The organism is Rhodococcus sp. IEGM 1241, from assembly GCF_033142365.1.
In the GTDB taxonomy this organism is placed as follows: domain Bacteria; phylum Actinomycetota; class Actinomycetes; order Mycobacteriales; family Mycobacteriaceae; genus Rhodococcus_F; species Rhodococcus_F erythropolis.
Genome location: NZ_JAWLSE010000037.1, coordinates 1 through 6,536, shown reverse-complemented (window position 1 = coordinate 6,536; position 6,536 = coordinate 1). Strand labels below are relative to the sequence as shown.

At 62.5% G+C, this 6,536-nt stretch carries 1 protein-coding gene; it reads right to left on the bottom strand.

Annotation, left to right across the window (positions count from 1 at the left end; translation table 11 throughout):
• Nucleotides 1-6,536 (bottom strand): non-ribosomal peptide synthetase (locus tag R4P70_RS32290; RefSeq protein ID WP_317833790.1); only part of this gene is annotated, 6,536 nt, incomplete at both ends.

Sequence of the window (6,536 nt, the reverse complement as noted above, 5' to 3'; positions counted from 1 at the left end):
TCCAACACATCCACCAACGTCAAACCCCCCACCGCAACCCCCACACCATCCCAACCACCCACCACCAACCCACGCTCACCGGCGACCAACACGTCGACCTCACCGACCGGTGTATCCGCGTTCGCTGCAAAGGCGGCAAGAATCCGCGACATTCGCTGTGCAATGGTGCCGACCGCGGCGCGGTCGAATGCCGCCGGCTGATACCGCAGGCTCACCTGCAGTGTCGGTTCCGCGACCGACAGCACGGTGAGCGGGTAATGCGTGGCGTCGCGGGCATTCACAGCGGTGACGCGCATACCGGCTATGTCGGTGTTCCCGTCCACCCCCGAGGTATCGATCGGATACGACTCGAAGACCGACAGTGTGTCGAACAAATTGCCTGTCCCTACGGCAGATTGAATCGCGCCGAGTCCGACATAGTGATGATCGAGCAGAGCTGTCTGCTCGCCTTGTAGTCGCGCGAGCAGCTGTGCACACGTCTCGTCCGGATCCAGTTGCACCCGGACAGGCAATGTGTTGATCAGCAGCCCCATCATGTTTTCCACACCAGGCAATTCAGGTGAGCGGCCCGAGACTGTGACGCCGAAGACTACGTCTTCGCGGGAAAGCATTCGAGACAACAGGACACCCCACGCCGCTTGGATCACCGTGTTCATCGTGATCCCGCTCCGCTGAACCAGCCCACCGAGTCCGTCGAGCACCGAATCGGGCAGATCGACGGCGACCTCTTCGGGTACCACCTGATCGGCGGTCGGCGCCGAAGCCGCCAACAACGTCGGCTCGTCGACGCCTTCCATGGCGTCCTCCCAGACCGCGAGCGAGGTCTCGATGTCGCGGTGCGCCAACCATTCCAGATAGGTGCGGTACGACGGAGTCTGGGGCTGATCGGCCGGGACGCTCTCGACCGGGAGACTGTCGTCCGCGTATCTCATCAGCAGTTCGCGTACCAACAACGGCATCGACCAACCGTCGAGAACGATGTGATGGTTTGTCACCACCAACACACACCTCGCCGGCGAGGTTCGCAGCAACGTCAGCCGAAGCAGTGGCGGCGAGGCGAGGTCGAAGGGTGCACTGCGATCCTCGTCGAGGCGACGCTCCAGCTCTGCATCGGTTGCCGATCCGCAATCACTCAGGTCGACCTCGGTCCAGGGAATCACTGCATAGTCGACAATCAACTGCACCGGTAGGCCGTGTGCGTCGTAGACGAACGCTGCACACAGATTCGGGTGGTTTGCCAGTAGTCCGGCAGCAGCGCCGCGCAAACGCTCGGAATCAACCGCTCCTTCCAGCTCGACGCACAACTGCGCTGTGTAGACGTCCGTCGACGTCGCCGCCAGTGAGGCATGGAACATCAGCCCGGCCTGAAGGGGCGACACCGACCAGACATCACGCAATCCGGGGAAGTCGTTCTCCCAGCGTTCGATCTGTTGTTGGTCGACCGAGACCAGGGGAATGTCCGACGGCGTCAGACCACCCGCATCAGGTCGCGACGCGTGCGCGGTGAGTCCGTCGAGCGCACGACGCCACAATTCCGCGAACTCCGCGATGTCAGACCTGTCGAGCACTCCGCGGGGAAAGGTGAAAGATGCTGTCAGGCAGGGCCCGTCGACATGGTCCTCAACCGCCGCGTTGATGTCGATCACGGACGCCACAGGCATGGACCGATTCTGGGTTCCGCCGAGCTTTCGATTGCCCTCCACCGGCAGCCAGTCCTGTGTTCCGTCAGAGGAGCTGATCCGGCCCAGATAGTTGAAACTGATCTGAGGAGAACGGAATCGGCCGAGTGGTTCGCTCTCGCCCGACAGGTAGCGCAACATCCCGAATCCGATTCCATGATCGGGGATCGCACGCACGTATTCCTTGACGGCTTTGAGAGCTCGTCCGGCGTCGGCGCCACCTGCCAGTGCGTCGTCGACGTCGAGTCCGCCGAGGTCCACGCGCACCGGGTAGAGCGTGGTGAACCAACCAACGGTGCGCGCGAGGTCTGCGCCAGGAACCGCTCCTTCCTCGCGGCCGTGTCCTTCGAGCGTGATCAGGGCGGCAGCGGTATCCATACCGCGGCGTCGTCGCCACTCGATCGAGGCCAACGCAACAGCAGTGAGGAGTCCGTCGTTCACGCCGGCGTGGAATGCCGCAGGAACCGTGGTGAGTAGGTTCGTGGTCACCGGAGGCGCGATGTCCACTGTGACGGTGTCGACCGTGTCGTCGACGTCGATCGTGGGATCGAGTGGGCGCGAACCGATCAGCGGGTCATCGCCGTCAAGGATCGTTTTCCACATGTCCCGTTCGACGCTCCGGTCACCCACGTGCTCGACAAGCCCGTGCGCCCATCGCCGGAACGACGTTCCGTTCTGTGGCAGTTCGGGCGTGACACCGGCCTGGAGTTGTGCTGTCACCGTCGCCAGGTCGGTGACCAGAATGCGCCACGAGACGCCGTCGACAACCAGGTGATGAATCACCACGAGTAGTCGGCCCCGCTGGTTCGACAAGTCGGGTTTGTCGACCAGGTCGAACCAGATCACGCGCACCATGTCGGCCGCGGCGGCATCCAAGCTGTCGGCAGCGGCCTCGAGCTCTCCCGACGCCAAGGCCCTGAAACGTTCGTCGTCCACCGAACCGACAGCGACTCGATGGATCAGTCCTTCGGCCGAGATCGAGCCGGGTGGTAGGACTTCCATGACCCGGTCGCTCTCGTCCAAGCGTGCTCGCAGCATTCCGTGGCGGTCCAGCAACTCCTGGACACCACGGACAAGGAGGTCCTGGGTGAGATCAGCGGGAGCTGTCAGCAACAGCGCCTGGGAGAACCGTTTCAATTCGCCGCCACTCAGGCCGCCATTGCTGCGGTCCAGCATCCACTGCGCCACCGGGCTCAGTGGAACAGTTCCGACAGCGGACCCTGGTAGCTCCGCGAGCACATCAGGACCGTCCTGCTCCACGTGCGCCGACTCGGCAAGCGCGGCAACAGATTTGTGGTCGAATACGTCTCGGGGCGAGATGATCACACCAGCATCGCGAGCGCGGGCCACCAATTGGATGGACATGATGCTGTCTCCACCGAGCTCGAAGAACGAATCATGCACTCCTACGGTGTCCAGGCCGAGAACCTGCGCGAACAGAGCGGCAAGAAGATTCTCGGTTTCCGTTCGCGGTGTCCGGTCGGGTGTGGCCGTGGACGAGAAATCGGGTGCCGGAAGCGCTGCGCGGTCCAGTTTTCCGTGAACAGTCAGCGGAAGTGCGTCGAGCACCACCACCGCCGCAGGCACCATGTACGACGGCAGACGCTTGCCTGCATGCGCGAGGACGTCTCGCGGATCGACACTCGCTCCGCGATCGGGAACCACGTATCCGATCAACCGATCCCTGCCGTTCAACCGATCCCTGCCGTCGCCGTTCCAGACGCCCGTCACCGCCTGGGCCACGCGCGGGTGCGTCTGCAGTGCCACCTCGACTTCCCCGAGTTCGATGCGGAACCCGCGGACCTTCACTTGGGCATCGGTGCGCCCGAGATACTCCAGCTGTCGGTCGGGCGTCCACCGCACGCGATCGCCCGTGCGATAGATCCGCGTTCCCGGCGCACCGAAGGGATCTGCGACAAACTGCGTGGCGGTCAACGGGGATCGCCGGTGATAGCCGCGAGCGAGAGCCGGCCCGGCAAGATACAACTCTCCCGCGACACCTACCGGTACCGCTCTCAGACGCGAGTCCAGCACTACCTCGCTGAATCCGCGAGTAGGTGCGCCGATGGTGACCGGGTCGCTCGGAGCCAGTGCCGCACTGATGCTCGACACCACAGTTGCCTCGGTAGGACCGTAGGCGTTGAACATCTTTCTGCCCGGCGCCCAGCGGGCCACCAATTCCGGCGGGCACGCCTCCCCACCTGTCACGACACAACCGACAGTGGTGAGTCCGTCTGGGGCGACGGATGCCAAAGCCGCCGGAGTCACAAAACAATGGGTGACGCGCTCGCGCGCCAGTAGCGCCGCCAGTTCCGCCCCGCCGTAGACGGTCGGTGGCACGATCACCATCGTGGATCCCGCACCAACGGCCAACATGAGTTCGAGAACCGAAGCGTCGAAACTCGGCGAAGCGAAGTGCAGAGTTCTGGATCGGGTCGTGGCGGCGAATGTCTCGCGCTCCTGGAGAACAAAGTTGCTCAACCCGCGATGTGTGACCGTCACCCCCTTGGGTGTTCCCGTTGATCCCGAGGTGTAGATCAGATAGGCCGGATTGTCGATTCGAATCCGTGCCTTCCGATCCTCGTCGGTGACTTTCGATGGCGAGTACGCCCACAGCCGTTCCTCGAAACCGGCATCGTCGAGGAACAGCCACGGCACGAGGCCGGACAATGCTGCGTGGTGAGCTCGGGTCGTTATCCCCCACGCTGCACCGGAGTCGCCCAGCATGTACTCGATACGTGCAGCAGGAAGTCCCGGGTCCACGGGAAGGAATGCCGCACCTGTCTTGGCAATGGACCACACCGCCAGAACGGACTCGACGGAGCGTGGGAGACACATCGCCACCACCGATTCGGGACCCACTCCGGATTCGATCAGCATGCGGGCCAATCGATTCGACTGTGCGTCTAGTTCGAGATAGGTCACTTCACGTTCCTCGAACACCAGCGCGACGGCGCCGAGATCCTGGGCGGTCGCCATATCTGTTGCTGTAGTGAGCAAATCGGGAAGGGTCTGAACAGCGGTGGAGATCACACCTCGCACGGGTACCAGTTCGGCTGACTCACGGGCGTCGAGGATATCGATATCTCCGATCTGCGATTGCGGATCCGTGGTGATGTGCTCGAGAATCCGTTGCAGGCGGTCGACGAAGTTCCCCACTGTTTCCTCGTCGAAAATATCTGCGGCATATCCGAATTCAGCGCGAATACCATCCGATTCACCGGCGGTGCCAGTGTTCTGCGCCACCGTCAACTGCAGATCGAAGGTGATGGTGTCGATCTCGACACCCACGTCGGTCACCTGCAGGTCGGGAAGTTCCAGTGTCGGTCGCTCGATGTCTTGGAACTCCAACATGACTTGAAACAGGGGCGAGTATGCCGTCGAACGTGAAGGATTCACTATCTCGACGACTCGTTCGAACGGCACGTCGGCATGAGTGAAGGCGCTCAGATCTACGTTTCGGACCTGGTCGAGGAACTCCCCGAAAGTCGCGCCGCGGTCCACTGCAGTGCGCAAGACCAACGTGTTGACGAACATGCCCACCAGGTCGTCGAGTTCGCGCTCCCCACGCCCGGCGATGGGAGTTCCGACGGCTACGTCCTCCTCATCGCTGAGCCTCGCCAGCAGCACTGCCAAGGCTGCATGCACAACCATGAAGACGGTGGCGTTGTGTTTGCGCGACAGGGCAACCACACCGGCATGAACCTCCGGACTGAACGCGAACCGAATCCGTCCGCGTCGAAGCGAACGCACATCACCGCGCGGTCGATCGGTCGGAATGTCGAGAACTTCCGGTGCACCCGCAAGATTCTCGACCCAATAGGCGAGCTGTTTCGAGATCAAAGACCGAGAGTCGGATTCCGAACCCAACCAACCACGTTGCCACAACGCATAGTCGGCGTACTGGATCTCGAGCGGCGCCCACCGAGGAGCCTCACCGCTCACACGGGAGGTGTACGCGCTCATGAGATCTCGGGCCAGCGGTACCGTGGAGAATCCGTCGGCGGCGATGTGGTGAATCACGATCACCAGGACATGCGAGTGGGCCTGGTCGTCTCGCCGCAACAAGGTGGCGCGCATCGGGACCTGCTGCATGACGTCGAAACCATCCGAAACGATCTGCCGGCAACGCTCGCGCAGCTCTTCCTCTCCCTGCACAAGTATCGGTGCGAGATCCGATACCACCTGTGAGGTAGACATGATCACTTGACGCGGGCCGTCGTCAGTGAGAGGAAAAACAGTGCGCAAGGACTCGTGCCGCTCGACGACGTCGACAAATGCCGCGTGAAGTGCACTCAGATTCACTGTGCCGTCGAGCCTCAACGCGCACGCGACGTTGTAGGCGGCGGACTCGGGGTCGAACTGATTCGCAAACCACATTCGCTCCTGCGCCGGCGAAAGTGGGATATCCGTCGTCGTACCCCGCGGCCTCAACGCCGGCTTGGCCCCCTCTCCTCCGCGACTCTGCGCCAACTCGGCCAGCGCTGCAACGGTAGAAGCATCGAAGACGTCGCGGATGTCGATCCGTTCGCCGAGAACAGAATTCACTCGCGCAACCAACCTGACTGAACTCAGAGAGTTCCCACCAAGGGCAAAGAAGTCGTCGTACACGCCCACCGTCGACGTTCCCAACAGATCATCGAAGATTGCGGCAACCGTCTCCTCGACCGGCGTTCGCGGCGCAACATACTGCAGCGATTGAGGTTCGAAGTTGACGTCCGGGAGGGCTTTACGGTCCAACTTCCCATGCACCGTCACCGGAAACTCCCCCAACACCACAACCACCGACGGCACCATGAACCCCGGAAGAGACCTCCGCACCCCCTCCAACACCACCACCTCATCGACCACCACACC